At 46.8% G+C, this 18,795-nt stretch carries 16 protein-coding genes; 12 read left to right on the forward strand and 4 right to left on the reverse strand.

The annotated features are described in order from the left end of the window. Positions 1 to 57: 57 nt before the first annotated feature. The 9 genes from ACX9GU_RS19935 (at position 58) to ACX9GU_RS19975 (ending at position 10,520) form a co-directional block, all read left to right on the forward strand. Positions 58 to 1,008 (forward strand): carbamate kinase family protein, encoded by a 951-nt coding sequence (locus ACX9GU_RS19935; protein WP_473192661.1) that lies wholly within the window; start codon positions 58 to 60, stop codon positions 1,006 to 1,008. A gap of 13 nt (positions 1,009 to 1,021) precedes the next feature. Next, the gene (locus ACX9GU_RS19940) at positions 1,022 to 2,416 is read left to right on the forward strand and encodes an amidohydrolase family protein (protein ID WP_473192662.1); all 1,395 of its coding nucleotides are present in this window, start codon (positions 1,022 to 1,024) and stop codon (positions 2,414 to 2,416) included. A 1,418-nt stretch (positions 2,417 to 3,834) separates the two neighbouring features. Next, on the forward strand, positions 3,835 to 4,404 hold the full coding sequence (locus ACX9GU_RS19945; RefSeq protein WP_473192663.1) for a fimbrial protein: 570 nt from the start codon (positions 3,835 to 3,837) through the stop codon (positions 4,402 to 4,404). A 249-nt stretch (positions 4,405 to 4,653) separates the two neighbouring features. Next, complete coding sequence (locus ACX9GU_RS19950) at positions 4,654 to 7,077, forward strand: fimbria/pilus outer membrane usher protein (RefSeq protein WP_473192664.1); 2,424 nt, start codon at positions 4,654 to 4,656, stop codon at positions 7,075 to 7,077. Between the two features lie 46 nt (positions 7,078 to 7,123). Next, positions 7,124 to 7,852, forward strand: a complete 729-nt coding sequence (locus tag ACX9GU_RS19955; RefSeq protein ID WP_473192665.1) for a fimbrial biogenesis chaperone — start codon at positions 7,124 to 7,126, stop codon at positions 7,850 to 7,852. A gap of 13 nt (positions 7,853 to 7,865) precedes the next feature. Beyond that, a complete protein-coding gene (locus tag ACX9GU_RS19960; RefSeq protein WP_473192666.1) occupies positions 7,866 to 8,465 on the forward strand; it encodes a fimbrial protein in 600 nt (199 codons plus the stop codon). A gap of 38 nt (positions 8,466 to 8,503) precedes the next feature. Continuing rightward, positions 8,504 to 9,478 carry a fimbrial protein gene (locus ACX9GU_RS19965; RefSeq protein WP_473192667.1) on the forward strand — a complete coding sequence of 325 codons (975 nt, stop codon included), beginning with the start codon at positions 8,504 to 8,506 and terminating at the stop codon, positions 9,476 to 9,478. Between the two features lie 14 nt (positions 9,479 to 9,492). Then, positions 9,493 to 10,188, forward strand: a complete 696-nt coding sequence (locus ACX9GU_RS19970; RefSeq protein ID WP_473192668.1) for a LuxR C-terminal-related transcriptional regulator — start codon at positions 9,493 to 9,495, stop codon at positions 10,186 to 10,188. Between the two features lie 53 nt (positions 10,189 to 10,241). Further along, complete coding sequence (locus tag ACX9GU_RS19975) at positions 10,242 to 10,520, forward strand: helix-turn-helix domain-containing protein (protein ID WP_473192669.1); 279 nt, start codon at positions 10,242 to 10,244, stop codon at positions 10,518 to 10,520. Positions 10,521 to 10,550: 30 nt separating this feature from the next. On the opposite strand, the gene ACX9GU_RS19980 is transcribed toward ACX9GU_RS19975, so the two are convergent. The 4 genes from ACX9GU_RS19980 to murQ form a co-directional block, all read right to left on the reverse strand. Beyond that, complete coding sequence (locus tag ACX9GU_RS19980) at positions 10,551 to 11,090, reverse strand: hypothetical protein (protein ID WP_473192670.1); 540 nt, start codon at positions 11,088 to 11,090, stop codon at positions 10,551 to 10,553. Continuing rightward, entirely contained in the window at positions 11,083 to 11,919 is an 837-nt protein-coding gene (locus ACX9GU_RS19985) for a winged helix-turn-helix domain-containing protein (protein WP_473192671.1), read from the reverse strand. The genes ACX9GU_RS19980 and ACX9GU_RS19985 overlap by 8 nt, the downstream gene beginning before the upstream one ends. Before the next feature lie 155 nt (positions 11,920 to 12,074). Then, complete coding sequence (gene murP, locus ACX9GU_RS19990; RefSeq protein ID WP_065686351.1) at positions 12,075 to 13,526, reverse strand: PTS N-acetylmuramic acid transporter subunit IIBC; 1,452 nt, start codon at positions 13,524 to 13,526, stop codon at positions 12,075 to 12,077. A 2-nt stretch (positions 13,527 to 13,528) separates the two neighbouring features. Continuing rightward, a complete protein-coding gene (gene murQ / locus ACX9GU_RS19995; protein ID WP_473192672.1) occupies positions 13,529 to 14,437 on the reverse strand; it encodes an N-acetylmuramic acid 6-phosphate etherase in 909 nt (302 codons plus the stop codon). 228 nt (positions 14,438 to 14,665) lie between these two features. On the opposite strand from murQ, the gene ACX9GU_RS20000 reads away from it, so the two are divergent. From ACX9GU_RS20000 to ACX9GU_RS20010, 3 genes are all read left to right on the forward strand, one after another. Beyond that, the gene (locus ACX9GU_RS20000; RefSeq protein WP_473192673.1) at positions 14,666 to 15,526 is read left to right on the forward strand and encodes an SIS domain-containing protein; all 861 of its coding nucleotides are present in this window, start codon (positions 14,666 to 14,668) and stop codon (positions 15,524 to 15,526) included. Between the two features lie 278 nt (positions 15,527 to 15,804). Beyond that, entirely contained in the window at positions 15,805 to 17,670 is a 1,866-nt protein-coding gene (locus tag ACX9GU_RS20005; protein ID WP_473192674.1) for a glycoside hydrolase family 3 protein, read from the forward strand. Between the two features lie 19 nt (positions 17,671 to 17,689). Further along, positions 17,690 to 18,775, forward strand: a complete 1,086-nt coding sequence (locus ACX9GU_RS20010) for a hypothetical protein (RefSeq protein WP_473192675.1) — start codon at positions 17,690 to 17,692, stop codon at positions 18,773 to 18,775. The last annotated feature ends 20 nt before the right edge of the window (positions 18,776 to 18,795 follow it).

An 18,795-nucleotide genomic window follows, 5' to 3' on the forward strand; every position in this document is an offset into this window, starting at 1 on the left:
GGGGCAATCACCAGCTCCCGCCCCTGTTTAAACGGCCTTTTTAATCGGAAAACCCAGATGAAAGAACTCGTCGTCGTCGCCATTGGTGGCAACAGCATTATCAAAGACAACGCCAGTCAGACCGTAGAACATCAGGCCGAGGCGGTGAAAAAGGTCGCAGACTCGGTGCTGGAAATGCTGGCATCGGATTATCGCATCGTACTCACCCACGGCAACGGCCCGCAGGTGGGGCTGGAATTGCGCCGTGCCGAAGTGGCCCATGAACATGAAGGCCTGCCGCTGACCCCGCTGGCCAACTGCGTGGCGGACACCCAAGGCGGTATCGGCTATCTCATTCAGCAGGCACTCAATAACCGCCTGGCGCAGCATGGCGGGCAGAAAGCGGTAACCGTCATCACGCAGGTTGAAGTGGATAAACAGGATCCCGCCTTCACCAACCCCACCAAGCCGATTGGCGCGTTCTTTAGCGAACCACAGCGCGATGCGTTATTGCAGCAATACCCCACCTGGCGTTTTGTAGAAGACTCCGGGCGCGGCTATCGCCGGGTGGTCGCCTCACCGGACCCCATCAGGATCGTGGAAGCCGACGCAATCAAGGCACTCACGCAGCAGGGGTTTGTGGTGATCGGTGCGGGCGGCGGTGGCATCCCTGTCGCGCGTGATCCACAAGGGGATTACCAAAGCGTCGACGCGGTGATCGATAAAGATCTGTCCACTGCCCTGCTCGCCAGGGAAATCCGCGCCGACGTGCTGGTGATCACCACTGGCGTAGAGAAAGTGTGCATTCACTTTGGCAAACCGAATCAGCAGGCGTTAGGCCAGGTGAACGTGGCCGAAATGACCAGCTATATGGCAGAGGGCCACTTCCCTGCTGGCAGCATGCTGCCGAAGATCGTCGCCAGCCTGGCGTTCTTACGCGACGGCGGCAAACGCGTCGTCATCACCTCGCCGGATTGCCTCCCCGCCGCACTGCGCGGTGAAACGGGCACCCATATCGTTAACCTCTGAGAGGGAAGAACAGATGAATGAGAACAGAAGCCGCCGTGAGTTTTTGAGCCATAGCGGCAAAGTAGCTGCGGCCTGCGCGCTATTGGGCGCAACCTCCTCCGTCGGTTATGCTGCTAACCCGGCAACCGCGAACTGTGAGGCAGACCAGCGCATGAAAATTACCGACCCGCACTATTATCTGGATAACGTGCTGCTAGAGGCGGGTTTTGAGTTTGACGGGGCAACCCCGGTCAGCACCCGCACCGAACTGAAAACGCTGGAGATCAATCAGGGCAAGATCGTTGCGTTGCGCAATAACCGCCAGCATGCGGACAGTACGCTGCCGGTCTACGACGCTGGCGGCAAACTGATGCTGCCCGCCATGCGTGATATGCACATCCATCTGGACAAAACCTTTTACGGCGGCCCATGGCGTTCACTCAATCGCCCGGCAGGCACCACCATCAAAGATATGATTCGGCTGGAGCAGAAACTGCTGCCGGAACTGCAACCTTACACCCAAGAGCGGGCCGAGAAGCTGATCGATCTGATTCAGTCTTACGGTTCCACCACCGCTCGCAGCCATTGCAACGTTGAGCCGACCTCCGGCCTGAAAAACCTGGAGAATCTGCAAGAAGTGTTGGCACGCCGCAAATCTGGCTTTGACTGCGAAATTGTCGCGTTCCCACAGCATGGCTTGCTGTATTCGAAATCAGAGCCGCTGATGCGTGAGGCAATGCAGGCAGGAGCGCACTACGTTGGTGGGCTGGATCCGACCAACGTCGATGGCGCAATGGAAAAATCGCTCGATAGCATGTTCCAGATCGCGCTGGATTATAACAAAGGGGTGGACATCCACCTGCACGAAACCAGCCCGGCAGGCATTGCGGCGGTGAATTACATGGTGGCAACCGTCGAGAAAACGCCACAGTTAAAGGGCAAGCTGACCATTAGCCACGCCTTTGCGCTGGCAATGATGAATGAACAGCAGGTGGATGAGATTGCTACCCGTATGGCAGCACAGCAGATCACCATTGCCACCACGGTGCCTATTGGCACTATGCACATGCCGCTCAGCCAGTTGCGTGAGAAAGGCGTGTTTTTGATGACCGGCACTGACAGCGTGATCGACCACTGGTCACCGTATGGTTTGGGCGACATGTTGGAGAAAGCTAACCTTTACGCTCAGCTTTACGTCCGCCCGAATGAGGGAACCTTGTCACGTTCGTTAGCCCTTGCCACCGGTGATGTCTTGCCTCTGAATGACAAAGGGGAACGCGTATGGCCGAAAGCCCAGGACGATGCCAGTTTCGTGCTGGTTGATGCCTCCTGCTCCGCCGAGGCGGTAGCGCGTATTTCCCCAAGAACCGCCACGTTCCATAAGGGCGAGATGGTTTGGGGCCACGTTGGGCAAGGTAGTAAGGCCTGATAGATGTGGTGACACCTAGGGGCGCAGCATGCTGCGCCCATTTAAATCATCATTAGCTTAACCCGCACTTACATTAACCATCCACCAGCAGAACAGACCGAGCAACGCAAAAAATACCAATAAGGTGATTAACACCCGTCTCCGCGTGCGCCCTTTGGTAAACGAATAAATGAAGTTCACAATTTCGTAGATGGCCTCCAATATCCCAAAAATAATTCTGAATACCAGGTTCAACAACTCACCGATACTTTCAAGCATTCCCTGCCCCCTTGCTATCCGTAAAGAGTATACCGTACCAGTTAGGCATATGATAAGCCACTGACCTGCGTAGGCTAAGCAGAACATTATCTCATTCCTTTCAACGCATTGTTGGCTCGCGCGGATCAAATGTGTTCTGGGTATGCAAACGGCCCCATCATGGCCTCACCGGTTACCACACGGCGATCGTGCAAAGCACATTGGATGTTGACCGCTTTCATTCAGCTGAATCACTTACCGGTGCAAACTTATCGCTCGTCACGCAGGCAAATCCGTTAAAAACCGTGGGGCGGAGGGAAATAACTCTCCAGCTTCCTGGCGTAAACGCCAGTAGGTATCTGTTTCCTGTTGATATTGAGAAATAGCTAACCATGAGGCATAAAAATTTTCATTGATCCGCCATGCAATATAGCCCTATCCCCATTAAGCATAGTTTTCACCTTAAATTAAATAGCCCTATCTAATTGACAGCGTTAATATAATAAAATCCCATTATTTTCATTGGTGCAACGTCATCTAGTCAGTGACCAACAAGTTTGCCCATGGCTTGCGAATAGAAAGCCATCATGATTGCTAAAATTCCGTTGTTCGAAAGCAGGCCTTCACCTACCTGAGCCAGGCAATACACGCGAGATAAGCCTCCCCCAAGCATTTAATCGCCTCAGCCAATCAAAATGCATGAGCGCCAATTTCCCATCCTAAGCTAGAACCCATCAAGAAACCTTCTGGAAATAATTTTTTATAGGTAATTCCAGGTCATTTTCTCATCAAAAAAACCAATGCAGCTCTATTTTGTTATTTTTAAGGCGTGCATTTGTTAGGTATCATTAACTTAATTGTTAAATTTATGATAAAAACATTAAAGCCAACGAGAACTAGCGACCTTAACTTAAGAAAATACTGAAATTTAGTATCAATACTATTCACATAAAAGTTAACAATCACGCTAAATAAGTGCCACAGACCGCTTGCGCAGAATTTAATTCTTAATGTGGTTATTTTTCAAGTTATTATATCGTGATATGGAAAATATCAGTATTATTGATTTGCAAGAGAGATGGGCTCTCTTCGATATTACATATGGTTGTTCATGCCAGTTTTATCTTTAGTGAAAGTTGTCTGAACGAACTGTTTTATCGTAACTCTATGAAGGACGAATCATGTTTAACGCCAAAAAGAATATTTTCATTATTGCCATGTCAGCATTGGTATCTACTTCCGCGTTCGCTGATGCCCCTGTAGGTGCAGACCAAGGGTCAGGCCGCATACATTTCACCGGTACCGTGATTAATGCGCCTTGCTCCGTGGCTCCAGGTGATGCCGATATCAACGTCGACATGGGTCAGATAGCGAATAAAGTACTTGAGACCGGCAACAAATATTCTCAAAACGTTAGCTACACCATTCATCTGCAAGACTGTAATTTGTCTTCACAGACTGCGGGTGCGGTGGAATATCCGGCTATGTCAAAAGTGGGAGTTTCTTTCGGTGGCACCGCTGACAGCAGCGTTGCTGAACTGGTCGCGAATACCGGAAGTGCAAAGGGTGCAGCAATCCGTTTGATCGATGCTAATGGTGATCTGCTGAAGGTGGGCGATACATCAAAAGATATCAATCTGGTCACAGGTAACAATGAGTTGGTCTTTGCAGCCCGCGTTGAAGCAAACAATCAACCGGTTTCAACGGGGACTATCGTTTCCCAAGCGACATACGCACTAAACTATAAATAATATTTTAGTTATCATCAGGTAAACATCCTTAATAATTGCAGTTGTATTTTTACTGAGACAGCTGCAATTATAAAGTGTATTGAGGAGAGTACGCCTCAATAAACAGCCTCACCATTAATTATCTAAAGCAGAGTTCTAAATTGCTCTAAAAACATAAAAAGTGATTTCACTATGTATTTTACATTGAATCGGATCTCAATGGGTCTTAGGCTGACAAGATTAGTTATCTTGACCTTGGCTGGGATAGGTATGTCTACAGCAAGCCAGTCCGTCGAATTCAACACCCATATTATCGACGCTGAAGATCGAGAAAACATTGACCTATCACGTTTTGAAGTGGCGAACTACATTCTGCCAGGAGAGTATCTACTGGATATTGTGATCAATGGTCACTTATTGCCAGAACAACGATTAATAAAATACATTGCTACTGAAAGTAATAAAAATAGCCGAGTGTGCCTTACGCCAGAATTAGTTGAACAATTCGATTTGATTGATAGTTTCCGTTCTTCGTTGACCACCTGGCACGGCCATCAATGCCTCTCGCTGGACCAGGATCCTGAAGTTACAGCCCGCTATGATCAAGAGAAACAGACCCTAACGATTACGATACCTCAGGCCTGGCTCAATTATCGCGATGAGAACTGGGTTCCTCCCTCGCAGTGGGATGAGGGAGTCCCTGGTTTCTTGCTGGATTACAACCTGCTAGGCAGCAAATTCGTCCCCAACGAGGGCGCGCGCTCAACCAATTTCAGTAGCTACGGAACTACCGGTACCAATATGGGCCCGTGGCGTCTACGTGGTGATTACCAGTATACCAATAGTCATTCTTCAAATGGGCCAAGGAATGACCAATTTACCTGGGCGCAGGTCTACCTGTATCGAGCAATACCGGCGTTAGGCGCAAAATTGAGCGGTGGGCAAACCTACCTTAATTCGGACATATTCGATTCATTCCGCTTTGCAGGGGTGTCACTGAATAGCGATCAACGTATGTTACCGCCGTCCCTACGTGGTTACGCACCGCAGGTCACTGGCATAGCAAAAACCAATGCCAGGGTGATTATCAGTCAAAATAGCCGGATTATTTATCAGGCCAACGTGCCCCCAGGGCCGTTTATTATTCAGGATCTGAGTGAAGCGGTACAAGGCGCACTCGATGTACGTATTGAAGAGGAAAACGGTAGCGTGACCTCCTATCAGGTCAGCACGGCAACCATTCCTTTCCTGACCAGAAAAGGAAGCGTTCGCTTTAAAACCGCACTGGGTAAACCGACAGAGGGACGAAACAATCACGCAATCGATCCGGCGTTCTACAGCGGTGAGCTTTCCTGGGGGATACTGAATAATCTGTCGCTGTACGGCGGAGTCATTGCCACCAACGGTGACTATCAGGCACAGGCGTTGGGCATAGGCCAAAACCTGCAAAGCTTTGGGGCTGTCTCTTTCGACGTTACCCGTTCGGCTGCAAACCTGGCGAACCAGCACAAACAGACGGGATACAGCGTTCGGGCCAATTATGCCAAGCGTTTTGAAGCCACCGGCAGCCAGATCACGTTCGCCGGATATCGCTTTTCAGAAAAGACGTTTATGTCGTTGAATCAGTTCCTTGATAAAGTCAGTGGCAATACCTATTCAAGGGATGACAAACAAACGTATACGATAACCGCGAACCAATACGTGCCGTGGCCAGATGTCACACTCTATTTGTCGGCCACGCACAAAATTTATTGGAATGATTCGTCGACCAATAATTACAGCATGTCGGCGAGCAAAATATTCGACATCGGCCAATTCCGAGGGATATCTACCACGCTGACCGCCAGCAAGTTGAAATATCGCTATGAGGATGAGAATCAGGTATTCCTGTCATTCAGCTTGCCGATCTCTGCCGGGCAACAAATCAGTTATGACGCACAGAAAAGCTCTAGCGGAGGCTTTAGTCAGGCCGTTTCTTATTACAATAGCCAGGACATTAATAACACTTGGCGGATCAGTGCGGGGGGCAGCAGCCCTGATATTCAGAAAGGTAATGGCGTATTTCGTGGTAATTATCAACACAATACGCCGCATGGGCAATTTGGGTTGAATGGTAGCCTCAAAAATAACGATTATCGTTCACTCAGTGGCAACTGGTACGGCTCATTTACGGCGACGCCTTACGGGGCAGCACTACACCAAAACAGCGCAGGCGATGAACCAAGGATCATGCTGGCTGCGCAGGTAAAAGGGATCCCCATCAATAACGGGTCTGGTGTCACCAACGGCTACGGCATTGCCGTGGCTAATGGTGTATCAAGTTATCAAACATCGGACGTTTGGATTGATGTCAATAATCTACCTGCGGATGTCGAAGTTTATAGTTCTGTGGTCAGTAAGACTCTAACCGAAGGTGCTATTGGCTACCGAAAAATTCGCGCCGTAAAAGGCCAGCAACTGATGGCGGTGATCCGGTTACAGAATGGCAGTTTTCCTCCGTTGGGCTCTGTGGTAACGGATAACAGTACTGGGGCCGAGTCCGGCTTGGTTGGTGAAAATGGCCTGGTCTATCTTGCGGGTATTTCTGCAGAGAAGAAACTGACTGTACGATGGGGTGAAAATAAACAATGCCGCATCCACGCACCCGATGATAGTTCTATTTATTCCGGTCAGGTTCTATTGCCCTGTCAATAGCCTTATGTTTCACGACTGCGCCACTTTATAGGGAGAAAATGAAGAGATGAACAAATATTTACGCTTAACCGTATTGGCTATAACTTTTGTAGCCTGCAATACCAGCTTTGCCGCGATTAATCTGGATAGAACTCGCGTGATATTCGGGAGTAACGATCAATCTGTCAGCGTCATGCTTGAAAATCAAAGCAAAAGTTTGCCCTATCTGGCACAAGTGTGGCTCGAGAATGCCGCCGGTGAAAAGATCCCCAGTCCGCTAGTCGCTCTGCCGCCAATGCAACGTATTGACTCAGGCCAAAAAAGCCTGGTCAGGCTCCTGCAACTGGCAGATGCGAAAGCACTACCTAAGGATCGTGAGTCGATTTTTTATTTCAATGTCAGAGAAGTGCCGCCGAAAAGCGAGCTGAACAACGTGATGCAGGTGGCGATCCAAAGCCGGATAAAAGTGTTCTTTCGGCCTGCGGCAATTACGCCAAAACAAGGGGATATCTGGCAGGAAAAGATCGGTGTGACGGCGCAAAATGGCACGCTAAAAATGGCTAACCCAACCCCCTTCTACATCACAATTGGCTATTTAAGCCAGGATAATCGCGGCAATTTCCCTGGTTTTGACAGCGTCATGCTCGCTCCATTCTCTACGGAAACAGTGGCTACCGGTGGCTATAGTGGTGAACGCTATAGTATTGGGTATATGGATGACTATGGCGGCCTGCAGATCAACGAGTATCAGTGCCGAAATAGCCAATGTGAAAAAATCGATAATAAGAACCAATAAGGCGGAGGATAGCATGAAGCTCAACCGCACATATAGTGTACTGGCATTACTATTATGCGTTTTCGTTGGGACCGCGGCGGCTAGCCCAGTGCATCAATCAGCGGAAGGAATGCGCGGGAAACTGTCATTTTCCGGTGCGGTGATCGCGTCACCTTGTCACATTGAAATGGCGAGCGATGAACAGGTTATCCCTTTAGGGGTTATTAGCAACGCGACGTTTAATCGAGTAGGTGCTCATTCCTCACCCATGCCTTTGAAAATACATGTCGTCAACTGTGCCATGGAAAAACACTCCGCCTTCGATAAGGTAAAAATGAACGAAGAAAGTGCCAACAATGGCTATCTGGCTTCAATAACTTTTTACGGTGAAACCGCCTCTTCGTCACGCCAGGACTTATTAGCTGGGAAGAATATGAATCATGGCGTTGGCTTGGCTATTGAAAACGAACAGGGAGAACGAGTGATATTGGGCGAGGAAAGCCAATTATTCCCACTGCAAGACAACAACGATGTACTGAAATTGTTTGTCATGTTGGAAAGTTATGATCAGCAAGATCGCATTCAGCTAGGTGATTTCTATACCCAAGCCACCTTTAGGCTTAGCTATAAATAATAAAAAACCCTATATTCGATTTTAAATCAGGATAAAAAATGCATTTTCAAAGAAAATGGTGTTCGCTACACCTCGTAACGCTATTGCTCAGTTTATTATTTGTGAGCCAGACGGCTAAGGCTTTAGACTGCGTTGAAAAAGGAACCGGACTAGTGAATATGCCAGCAATTCCAGTCGGTAAACTGGCGATCCCTTCTAATGTACCTATCGGAACAAAAATATGGGAGTCCAATGAAATCAATATGACTGCCTATTGCGATAATGTTCTTGGCACAATCACTGACGTGGTACATTTTTATTTCAACCCAAAATCTCAGTCATTGGGCGAAGGTCTAAAGCTAGGTGTGAGTTATAACGGCCAGGATCTTGAGGAGAATGCGCAAAGTTTAAGCACCGGTAGTGCGCCTATCAAGAAAGGCCAGAATGTCACTATCCCTATTACGTTCAGGCTCTATATCAAATTGGCAGGTAACGCGCCAAGCAATGGAACCTATAAAGGAAACGATCAATTTGTTGTATTCCAATTAGATGGCAGCCGTGGCCTGAATAATTCCGCCAACGCAAAAAACGTAAAATATACGTTATCAGGGCTGCAAGGAGTACGTTTTCTGGCTTGTGGCTCAGATTTAAAAGTCTATCCTGAATCGCAGATAGTCAACTTCTCAGCTATCCAGAAGAATTTGCTAACGGGAACCTCTGGCGTAAGCATGCCTTTCGCTATTCAAGCAATAAAGCAAGGTTGTCACGATAATTTCTCGCTACAGGCTGAATTCTCCACCCCAAGTCCATTGATTGGTGATGATGCAATAGACTTACAGAATGGGACTAAATTAACCCTGTACAACGATCTACAACAGGCGATCAAATTTAATCGCTACGATGATTTTGCAGAGTTAAATAATGTCAATCAAGTCACGAAAGATTTTACAGCGACAATAAGTGCAATTCCAGGAAGAGACATTGCCCTGGGCCAGTTTGATACCTCAGTAGTCGTAAAAGTAAACTATTATTAACTTATGGAGATAGCATGATGGAAAATCAAACATTAAATTATCCTAATTCAATGACTCATGGAGCACACATTATCGTTTTTTTTAGTGACTTCCCTACGGAGACGGGCCTTAATTACTTGCTAAAAAAAAGCAGAAAATCATGTTCATCTTTTTTAGATGTTCGCCATTCCGGTATGGGATTTTATAAAAGGGATTGCGGACGATTAGACGAATCAAGCCAACTGCGTACCATGCCCGTCTATGATTTAATTAATTATTTCCTGTCCTTAAAAAGCATGCTGATTAACAGAAATATCATTATGTTAACTGAAAATAATAACATCGAAATTATAAAATTACTTCATTCACTTCAAATATTTTATTTGCTATCAAAAAATGAAAGCCTGCCCTTCATTCATCAGACTATCACTGAGCCTATCAATATTACAAACGCAAATGCCAGCCCTGAAATCATTAGAAAAATAGGGGGCAGTGAAGTTAATACAATTCTCTCAAAACGAGAATGGTTCGTATTATATAATTTGGCACGTAAATTATCACCTAATACCATTAGCAAAATGGCAGGAATAAATGCAAAAACAGTCAGTGCACATAAAGTAAACGCCATGAAGAAATTAGGTCTTACCTCGCTGCAACTTCTTAACTTACTAATGCGGCTTGCTGAAGTTAAAAATATCAGCACGATCACGATTAAAGAATCGCCTAATTGATATCCGAAATGAAATCAGCCCAATTTAATTGGGTTGAATGAGGAAGATCTTCAATGGAGTTTAGAAAAAATGCCAGATCGCGAGTAAAAGCGCTGGAAGATCCACGAGTTCACTACGATGCTCAAGAAATAAAAGAAGATGTAGATTTAGATCGCATTCTACAAAAAATGCGCGAAGAAGCAGGATTAAGCCAGGCAGAGGTAGCAAAAAGGTTGGGAGTCACACCGCCAGCAATTAGTCGCTTGGAAAAGAAACCGACTCACGCCAGCTTTAAAACGCTCAAACGCTATGCATTGGCATGTGGTTTTAATCTGTACTTTTATTATCGATAGGCAACGATCTCTGCTGGTTTTCTAAGGGATTTAATCATACACACACATCATAAAAGGTGACTGGTTATTCGAAATTAAAATAGTATTCTCAGTTTTCTGCTTAATCACTAATGTATCGTTGTAACCAAGTTTGAACATGCTGTCAAACATGACAAGGCTTGCGAGATTGTTATCAATATTATCTATTGCATTGACATCAATACGCTCACTATTCAACGTATAAGTATGCTGTTTAACACTCTCTACTCGATAACTGTAGTAAACATTTCTTAAGATAGTTTGCTTTTTTATGACTTCATTTTTTTCATTATACATCGTCGCGGTGCCACTTATTGCGTAAATAATGTTATGCGAATTCAAGAATGAGAAGTAAACATTGGCATTCATAGTAACAAGCTTGTCATTGTATAGGCTTTCGACACTAATATTACCACGGCAACCGTAGTTATAAACCGGTTCTTCTACGCGATTACTTTGGTAACGGTATACGGTATAAATAGCATATAAGGCAAGAACGGCTGCCACCAATGCAGTAGAGATGATAATGGTTTTTGTTTTTATATTACTCATTGCATTTCCTATCATTTCTATAAAAACTCTGGCATGATTCTATGCGGTTGTCTTTACCCACCTCACATCTTGCCATAAACTCACGGAAGGAACCGGTATTAATAGGGGATACCGTTGATTCAGTATGAAATATGATGACGTCATTATTTTTGCAAACCATGTTTTTATCTGCGATGAAACATTTGGCTCGAGCTATGAATTTTTCTTTTTCATTTTGAGTAATGGGGGTAACAGAGTATAATTTACACTCACCAATATTTTCAACAAAATGTTCGAGTTGCCTAGGTTTTTTATCGTAACGTAAAATCACTAAAACTGATATAAAGCAAAAAATTAGAGCAACCAAAAGAAAAACTATGACAGATTTTCTGATATTCTTATTTTTCTTTATATCAACAACTGCAGTTGGTTTCTCTTTAACCAAAATGGTTTCATCTGAGTTATCATCATGAATTAAAGGCTTTGTATCAGGTATTTCCTGCTTTTCAGATTCAAGATAAACTTGCACTTTGGTTTCTTTCTTGATCAGAAAACCGATTTTAGGAATAGTAACGATAAACTCTGATTCGATACCTAAGCTGGAAATAATTTTCCGCAATTTACTGATACATTGATTGAGATTGTTATTGCTTGAAATCAAACCATAATCATCCCAAACCTTCTGGAACAGGGTCTCGCGTAATACTATGGAACCATGCTGTTCGATAAGTAAGGCCAGAACACGTCGAGCCGGATTAGAAATGATTATTTTCTCATCGCCATCCTCCAGAAGCGTAAATGCATTTTCATCCATATTGAAAAGCACGCGATTTTCAATGATATAAATCATTCATAAGATACCTTTATCTTTCACTGTAATAAGTATATCCCAGTGAACCATAACATCAAGCGTGGCAGAAATTTTGGCTGGTACAGATGTGGGTAAATGGGGATAAAAAACAGCCCTGCAAGCAGGGCCATTCATGGCAAGATCAGAGTATCAAATCAGCTTAAATCAACATCTTTACTGCCAAACAGCCAGGTCAGAATAAATCCGGCAATATAGGAGATCAATATACCGGCGACATAAACCAACATGCCGGCAAAAATCCCCTTGGCTGAGGTCATTAATGGGATCGACACCAGACCCGAAGGGCCAAATACCGTATTCAGCCCCACCGGCAACCCCATCCAGGCAACCAGACCGATAAAGAAACCACCGACCGCGCCACCCAGGCAGGCGGTAACAAATGGCTTCAGGCGTGGTAAGGTAACGCCGTAAATCAGCGGCTCACCAATCCCCAGCAGGCCGGGGAAAATGGCGCCTTTAATCTGGGTACGCAGCAGAGAGCCTTTAGGAGAGCGGGCAAACAGCGCCAGCGACGCCCCCACCTGTCCTGCACCGGCCATCGCCAGAATAGGGAACAGCGAGTTAAAGCCCTGTGCATCCATCAAGGCAAAGTAAACCGGTACAAAGCCCTGATGAATGCCAAACACGACGGCGATCAGGAACAACCCGGCCAGAATGGCGGTGCCGAACGGGTTGCCGTTCAGGTGCATAAACAGCCATGACATGCCCTTAAACAACTCACCGCCAACCGGCATAATCACCACAAAGGTAATGGCGCCAGTGATCAGCAGGGTGATTGACGAAGTCAGGATCATATCCAGATTATCGGGGATCACCCGGCGCACCTGCCTTTCGATCCATGCGCCCAAGATACAGGCCAGTAGCACCCCAATAATGTTACCGCGTGGGTCGATCGCCAGCCCAAAAAAGTCGCTCATCCCTGCGTAGTAGCCAGTTGTCCCTTCAGGTACATAGCGTAAAACAAACAGCGAAGCGATGATCGCACCGTTAACCCCGGTGCCACCAAAGGCCTTCTGAGTATTAAAGCCAATCAGGATACTGAGGAAGGTAAACAAACCGATGCTGAACACTTTCATGTAAGCGATCAGCCCTTTGAGCCATGCGGCCGGTGCCACGCCCTCCACGATCAGCGTTTGCTGCATCAGGGTAGCAATCCCCAACAACAGCCCTGCGGCAATAAAACCTGGGATCAACGGCGTAAAAATCGTGGCAAATTTAGTCAGGAAATTATGCACCGCGCTATTTTGCTTGGCTTTCATCTGCTGCTTGTTTTCACTTGCCAAGGCCTGCAAGTCAGCTTGCTCGGCATTCCCCCGTTCCTGCTGCGGTTGCGCCGTTAACAACGCATTCATCATCTCGCTGGCAGTTTGCGCTTTGCCAGGGCCGAGGATAACCTGCAGTTGATCGTCGCCGTTAACTACCCCCATCACGCCAGGGATCTTCTTCAACTCATCGAGCCGTATTTGCTGACGATCTTTTAACGTCAGACGCAGCCTGGTCATGCAGTTACCGCAGATAATGATATTTTTACTGCCACCCACCAGGAGTAAAATTTGCTCTATCATAGGAACGGTTATTTTCGCCATGGTTATGCCTGTATCCCTTGCAGTGCTTGACGGATAAATCCTTTGTTGTTACTCAAAACCGCGCTGGCCTCAGGTGCAGACAAGCCTCCGAGGATCATCACAATCGCAGTTTTGCAGTGGCGCTGACATTGATTAAGTGCCTCTTCCGCCTCTTCAGGGCTGCACTCCGTAGCTTCGACCACGATATTAACCTGGCGCTGTACCAGCTTGGCGTTGGTGGCCTCCACGTCGACCATCAGGTTGCTGTAAACCTTGCCGCTGCGGATCATCGCGCCGGTGGTGATCATATTCAGAATTAACTTCTGCGCCGTTCCCGCTTTCATGCGCGACGACCCCGTCACCACTTCTGGGCCTACTACCGGTTCAATAGCGATATCGGCTGCCTGGCTCATTGCGCTATTTGGATTGCATGAGATGGCCACGGCAGTCGCCCCAACGCTACGAGCATATGCCATAGCCCCCAACACATAAGGGGTGCGGCCACTCGCCGCTATGCCAATCAGCACATCACGCGCGTTGAAACCGAGATTACGCAGGTCCTGTTCGCCCATTTGCGGATTATCTTCGGCATTTTCTACCGCCTGTAAAATCGCGGTATGACCCCCTGCGATCAGCCCAACCACCTGCTCACGCGGTGTACCGTATGTTGGTGGGCACTCACTGGCATCCAGGATCCCCAACCGACCAGAAGTACCCGCACCGCAATAAATCAATCGGCCACCGCAGGCAAAAGCCTCTACCACCAGATCGACTACCTTGGCGATTGCTGGCAAGGTGGCAGCTACCGCCAGCGGCACTTTTTGGTCTTCGCTGTTGATCACTGCGAGCATATCCAGAGTGGGCAACGTATCAATTTGCGAACTGGCCGGGTTACGGCTTTCCGTCACCATCTGGCTTAAATTTATCTTCATAGGGGCTTCCAATGGGTTAAGATTTTCGACAATGTTAAGGAATTATTTATTCAGCAAATGTGATAATCGTCACGGTAAGTCGATTCTAGGCGCGAGGTAAAGCAGGAATAAAGCGCAAAAAAAAACGCCATTTAAATTTTAATTTTCAACAATTTCAAATAAATAAGTCAAAGGAATGAAAAGCCCCCTAACTGGAATAATCTATTACACACAGTGGAGATATTGTTGATGTCAGTCCTGAACGAAATCACCTGGTTGTTGCCAAGCCTGGCCGAAAACCAGCAAAAAATCGCTAAATATATCCTTGATAACCCGGAAGCCGTCCTGAGCATGTCGTCATCCCAGTTTGCTGAAGATGCTGGGGTCAGCCAGTCTGCCATCGTCAAGTTTAGCCAGAAAATCGGCATGAAAGGCTTCCCCGCACTGAAAATTGCCATCAGTGAGGAGCTGGGCAGAAACAACCTGTTCAAGTCCTCTCCGCATAAGGCCTTGCATAACGCTATTTCATCGGAAGATTCATTGATGGTGGTGGCACAAAAACTGGCCCATGAGAAAAATACCGCCATCGTAGAGACGACCAAAAGGATCAATTTCTCCATTTTCCAACAGGTGGTTGATACCATCGATAACGCTCAACGCGTGCAGATCGTAGGCATTTGGGGCTCTGGCCTCACAGCCAAAGATCTGAGCTATAAATTACAGAAGATCGGTATCCTGAGCCTGGTAGAAGCCGATCTCCACGTCCAGATCGCCACCGCGCAGGCGCTGACTCCCAAAGACGTCCAGATAGTTATCTCTTTCAGTGGCCGCAGGAAAGATATGCATATCGCCGCCTCCATGGCAAAAGCACAGGGAGCGACGGTGGTCGCCATAACCGGCAGCAAAGATAATCCTTTAGCCAAAATAGCCGATTATGTCTTGGAAAGTGTCTCTGATGAAAACGAGTGGCGTAGCTCTTCGATTTCATCCAGAACTGCACAGAATACCCTGACGGATTTGATTTTTCTGGCGTTAATGCAACAGCGCAAAGAGAGCGCCAAACCTCTGGTGCTGAATGCGAGCATGACAATTAACAACCTGGACGACTGACACCAGAAAAAACTGAATATCATTAAAACAACCATGAGAATTATCTTAACTTTTTATGAAAGAATTAAAATAATTACCTCAAGATATTCTTGCCATTAACGGGTTATTCTTTGCTCGCCCCCTTTACCAATCAAGCTGCACGATAAAATGCTGGTATAAAAAACCGGCATTATTCCTTTCCACATCACAAACACGAATCGATCAACTGTGATAATTATCACTTTATTAGCTGGTTTGGAATGTACAATCGCCGGCAATTGATACCTCGGAGTCACCCTATGAAAAAAATAATACCGGCCATCTTTTTATTTAGTGCAGGAAGCTACGCTGCTGCGATCCCAGAAGCCCAACTAAAAGAGATGTGGCTTTCCCCCAAAAATGCGGCAGAAAAGATCATTGCCAACATGAGTTTGGCAGAAAAACTCGGACAAATGTTGATGGTTGATATTCGTTCCTGGGATGAAAACAGTAGCGAAAGTAAAACGCCTTTTATTGAGATGAATAGCCAAGTCAGTAAAATGATGACTGACTATCATTTGGGCTCAGTGATCCTGTTCCGTGAAAACCTGATTAACACCCCACAAACGGTTGAGTTGATTAATAACTTCCAGCACGCGCGGACTAATTTACCGCTGTTTATCAGTACCGATCAGGAAGGCGGATATGTTACCCGTCTACGTGTGGGCACCGAGATGCCGGGTAATATGGCCCTGGGTGCTACCGGTGTGGCCGATTTAGCCAAACAAGCCGGGAATATCCATGGTTATGAGTTAACCAGCCTAGGGTTTAACTTTAACTTTGGGCCGGTGGTCGATGTTAATAACAATCAGAATAACCCAGTCATCGGCGTCCGATCCTATTCGGACGACCCCATTCTGGTTGGGCAATTAGCCCGTAGTTATATTGAGGGTATTCATCAATATCCGGTGCTCACCTCTCTGAAGCACTTCCCAGGGCACGGCAACGTCGCCTCGGATACCCATTTTGCACTCCCCAGCGTCAACACGGATAAGGCTTCATGGCAACAGACCGAACTGAAACCCTTTGTCGACGTGATGCCCGATACCGATGCCATCATGACCGCTCATGTGGTGGTGCCAGCGCTTGATAGCACCATCCTGACCAACATCAAGGGAGAGAAAATCGGTACTCCGGCCACCTTATCCAAAGCAATCTTGACCGATACCCTGCGTAATCAACTCAAGTTTGACGGCCTGATCCTGACGGATGCCATGGACATGGGGGCCATTACCGGCAATTTTGACCGTCATTGGTCCATCAAGCAGGCTATTTTAGCCGGTAATGATATTGTCTTGATGCCAATAGGGATTAAAGACAGCGCCAGTATTGAACAACTCGGCGAACTGTATGCTTATTTGCAGGCAGAAGCGGAAAAAGATCCGGTGCTGAAGCAACGCATTGAAGATTCCGCACAACGGGTGATTTATACCAAGCTCAGCAAACGCATCTCCCCTGCTCCTCATGATGCTGCCACGGCTGAAACCATTGTCGCCTCCAAGGCGCATAAGGATCTGGAAAACGCTATTTCGGAGCAGGCCATTACGCTGATCAAAAACGATCGGGTCCTGCCTTATACGCTTAAAGCACAAAACGACATCATGGTCTTTTCGGACGAAGGCCCACGCAATGAGTTAATCAACAAGCATTTAGCTCAGATTGCCGATGAGTTGAAAGTGAGCTTAAACGTCAAAGATCAGGTGGTTAAGCTGGATCAGGACACATTAACAACGGAAGAAATTGAGCAGCAACTGCAAGGTCAGCAGTTGGTTATCCTGGCCACCTACAACCTGAAGCTCAACCCAGTCAATGCCCAACGCATCATCGACGTCGCCAATAAGCAAAATATCCCTCTGGTGGTTATTGCTACGCGTAATCCCTATGACATCGCTTATTTATCAGGCGTAAAGGCTAACATTGCGATTTATGGCATTACCGGTTTTGATGTGACCAATAACGTCCGCAACAGCCTGGAAACCAACATTCGCAGTGGTTTAAGAACGCTGTTCAAAGGGCCAACAGGGGATAGCCTTGCAACGCCTCACGGTAAATTGCCGGTTGATATTAAAACTCCAGATAATAATAACGTGCTCTACCCACGCGGTTACGGATTAACAGCATTATAAAAACTTCTGAAGGTAAAACATGAAGATCTTAACAGGGCTAGTGATTTTCAGTGCTATTCTTATGGCACAACCGGTATTGGCTGATGAGTCTGAGACAGATTATGATCAGGAGATCATCAAACTCAATAAACGCATTCAGCAAATAGAAAAAGAAAAGAAAGCAGCACAGGATAAAGTTCACCAACAAACCTGGCGCTTCGATACCTATATTGGTACCGAGCAGGAGATAGACAGTGACGATCGCTGGAAATATATCCGTGGCAGCGTAGCAACCTCGCCTTATGTCGGTGCCTTTATTTACCAGAATGATTCATTATGGCTGTATGACGTTCAGTTTTTGAAAACCTATCTGGACAATACGCCAGAATATGACCGCACACGTTGGCAAGCGGGCGTCACCAGAACGTTTCCATTCACTCTGGCAGGGAAAACTGGCAATACAAAATTGCGCCTCGGTTATCGTAACGACAACTGGCATTTTCCTTCTATCAGCAACCCAGCGCTGGCAGCACCGGAATACAAAGGGGATATCCGTAAGGGCGAGGAGCGGCACGAGATCTGGATCCGTCCGCAAGCCTATTACAAGTACTCTGATAGCCTGAGCTTTAACGCCAGCCTCTCTTTCCGCCTGATTGACCGTAAACTGGATTATGCGCGAGCCAAAGGGGATTATGGGGTTTACAAGCGCGACTGGAGCCAGATCAACGAGCACTTCGCGGGGGCGAACCTGACGTTTAACCAGAAAAACTCCCTCTGGCTGAACTATCTGTATATCGACGAGCAACTGGTCAATACGCTGTATAACAAGGAGCATTTCTTGTGGGCGATTTACCGTTACAAGTTCGATAGTGGCGTGATGTTAATGCCTTATACCCGCCTGGCGCTGACCAAAGGGACGCAAAGCTTCCGCGACTCCAGAAACCAGGAAACGGTTTATAAAGAGAAAGACCGTAGCCGCTACGGTTTCCAGGCAATCTATCCGTTTAACAAACAAACGTCGCTGTTTGTCGACAGTTACTACCGCCCGGAACAAACCTGGATGAACGGTGATAAAACCAGCAACAACTTCTGGTTCTGGGCGCTGGAACTGCGGCATAACTTCTGACGGGTATTTGACCCTATTAA

This window comes from Serratia sp. K1WW1, from assembly GCF_055790865.1.

Coding starts and splice junctions, on each gene's coding strand:
- ACX9GU_RS19935 (WP_473192661.1), top strand. CDS start 58: ATGAAAGAACTCGTCGTCGTCGCCATTGGTGGCAACAGCATTATCAAA.
- ACX9GU_RS19940 (WP_473192662.1), top strand. CDS start 1,022: ATGAATGAGAACAGAAGCCGCCGTGAGTTTTTGAGCCATAGCGGCAAA.
- ACX9GU_RS19945 (WP_473192663.1), top strand. CDS start 3,835: ATGTTTAACGCCAAAAAGAATATTTTCATTATTGCCATGTCAGCATTG.
- ACX9GU_RS19950 (WP_473192664.1), top strand. CDS start 4,654: ATGTCTACAGCAAGCCAGTCCGTCGAATTCAACACCCATATTATCGAC.
- ACX9GU_RS19955 (WP_473192665.1), top strand. CDS start 7,124: ATGAACAAATATTTACGCTTAACCGTATTGGCTATAACTTTTGTAGCC.
- ACX9GU_RS19960 (WP_473192666.1), top strand. CDS start 7,866: ATGAAGCTCAACCGCACATATAGTGTACTGGCATTACTATTATGCGTT.
- ACX9GU_RS19965 (WP_473192667.1), top strand. CDS start 8,504: ATGCATTTTCAAAGAAAATGGTGTTCGCTACACCTCGTAACGCTATTG.
- ACX9GU_RS19970 (WP_473192668.1), top strand. CDS start 9,493: ATGATGGAAAATCAAACATTAAATTATCCTAATTCAATGACTCATGGA.
- ACX9GU_RS19975 (WP_473192669.1), top strand. CDS start 10,242: ATGGAGTTTAGAAAAAATGCCAGATCGCGAGTAAAAGCGCTGGAAGAT.
- ACX9GU_RS19980 (WP_473192670.1), bottom strand. CDS start 11,090: ATGAGTAATATAAAAACAAAAACCATTATCATCTCTACTGCATTGGTG.
- ACX9GU_RS19985 (WP_473192671.1), bottom strand. CDS start 11,919: ATGATTTATATCATTGAAAATCGCGTGCTTTTCAATATGGATGAAAAT.
- murP (WP_065686351.1), bottom strand. CDS start 13,526: ATGGCGAAAATAACCGTTCCTATGATAGAGCAAATTTTACTCCTGGTG.
- murQ (WP_473192672.1), bottom strand. CDS start 14,437: ATGAAGATAAATTTAAGCCAGATGGTGACGGAAAGCCGTAACCCGGCC.
- ACX9GU_RS20000 (WP_473192673.1), top strand. CDS start 14,666: ATGTCAGTCCTGAACGAAATCACCTGGTTGTTGCCAAGCCTGGCCGAA.
- ACX9GU_RS20005 (WP_473192674.1), top strand. CDS start 15,805: ATGAAAAAAATAATACCGGCCATCTTTTTATTTAGTGCAGGAAGCTAC.
- ACX9GU_RS20010 (WP_473192675.1), top strand. CDS start 17,690: ATGAAGATCTTAACAGGGCTAGTGATTTTCAGTGCTATTCTTATGGCA.